Raw genomic sequence first — 1,871 nt, 5'->3', positions numbered from 1 at the left:
GCGATGATCTGAAGGACGACGAGAACCGTCGGCCAGGCGTATCCGCTCCAGAAACCCATCGGGTTACTCCGCCGCCGCTTTGTGCGATCCCACGATCTCATTGACGCACTGCGCCATCGTCTCCGAGGCACGCGTGATGGGATCCGTCATGTAGAAATTCTCGACCGCCGAGACGAAGGGCGCGGAAGCCATGGCGCCACCGGCACCGAACGCCCCCCATTCGCCCGCCACCTGCGTGTCGACCGCGCCGAACACCGGATTGACGGCGATCAGGCGCTGGCGCACCTCGCGCAGGCTGTCATAGGGCAGCTTGCGGCCGGCCGCCTCGCTGGCCGCACGCAGGATCTTCCAATCCTCGCGCGCCTCGCCCGGCGGGAACACCGCCATGCGGGCCTGCTGCACGCGGCCTTCGGTGTTGACGTAGGTCGCGTTCTTCTCGGTGTAGGCCGCACCCGGCAGGACCACGTCGGCGCGATGGGCACCGCGGTCGCCGTGATGGCCCTGGTAGACCACGAAGGCCTGGCCCAGCCGGCCGGTGTCGATCTCGTCGGCCGCGAGCAGCCAGACGAAGTCGATCTCACCCTTCTGCGCGCCGTCCAGGATACCGGCGACGTCGCGGCCGCCCGGACCCGGCAGGAAGCCGAGATCGAGGCCGCCGACACGCGCAGCGGCGGTGTGCAACACGTTGAAGCCGTTCCAGCCGTCGCGCACCAGACCGAAGGTCTCGGCGATCCGGCGGCAGGCGGCCAGCACCTGGGCGCCGTCCTCGCGAGTCAGGGCGCCCTGCCCCACGATCAGCAGCGGCGCCTTGGCGTTGCGCAGCACCTCGGCGAAGCCGTCGCTGCCGTCGGCGATCGCTGCCAGCGTGTCCGGCCCTGCGCCGAGATGGCGGGTACGGTAGGTCAGGTCGACATCGGGGCCGACCACGCCGACGGTCAGGCCGTTCTTCAGCCAGCGCTTGCGGATGCGCGCATTGACGATCGCGGCTTCGGAGCGCGGGTTGGTGCCGACCAGCAGGATGACGTCGGCCTGCTCGATCCCGGCGATGCCGCTGTTGAACAGGTAGGCGCCGCGCGGCCCGGCCGGCAGCTTCGCCCCGTCCTGGCGGCAATCGATGTTCGGCGACCCGAACGAGGCCATCAGGTCCTTCAGCGCGACCATCGCCTCGGCATCGACGGCGTCGCCGGCGATCGCCGCCATGCGCTTGCCGTCCAGGCCCTTGGTCTTGTCGGCGATGGCCTGGAAGGCCTCGGCCCAGCTCGCCTGCTGCAGCTTGCCGTTGCGCCTGATATAGGGGCGGTCGAGGCGACGTCGCTTCAGCCCGTCGATGGCGTAGCGGGTCTTGTCGTTGATCCACTCCTCGTTCACGTCCTCGTTCAAGCGAGGCAGAACGCGCATCACTTCGCCGCCGCGGGCGTCGACGCGGATGTTGGAGCCGATGGCGTCGAGGGTGTCGATCGTCTCGGTCTTGCGCAGCTCCCACGGCCGGGCGCTGAAGGCGTAGGGCTTGGAGGTCAGCGCCCCGACCGGGCAGACATCGACCAGGTTGCCCGACAGCTCGGACGCGATCGCCTGCTCGACATAGGTGGTGATCTCCATGTGCTCGCCGCGGTTCACGCCGCCGAGCACCGGCACGCCGGCGATCTCGTCGATGAAGCGGATGCAGCGGGTGCACTGGATGCACCGCGTCATGAAGGTCTCGATCAGCGGTCCGAGATACTTGTCGGTGACCGCCCGCTTGCCTTCGGTGTAGCGGCCGCGGTCGAAGCCGTAGGCCACGGCCTGATCCTGCAGGTCGCATTCGCCGCCCTGGTCGCAGATCGGGCAGTCGAGCGGATGGTTGATCAGCAGGAATTCCATGATGCCGCGCC

The 1,871-nt window shown here is 68.9% G+C and carries 1 protein-coding gene; it reads right to left on the bottom strand.

Translation table 11 applies throughout. The features are described from left to right. Positions 1-63: 63 nt before the first annotated feature. Positions 64-1,871, bottom strand: a 1,808-nt coding sequence (gene nuoG / locus AC3XYG_RS30795; RefSeq protein ID WP_489143698.1) for an NADH-quinone oxidoreductase subunit NuoG, incomplete at its 5' end; no start/stop codon positions are given.

The sequence above is a fragment of the Inquilinus sp. genome (assembly GCF_057815775.1).
This window is presented reverse-complemented; position numbering and strand designations above follow the sequence as displayed.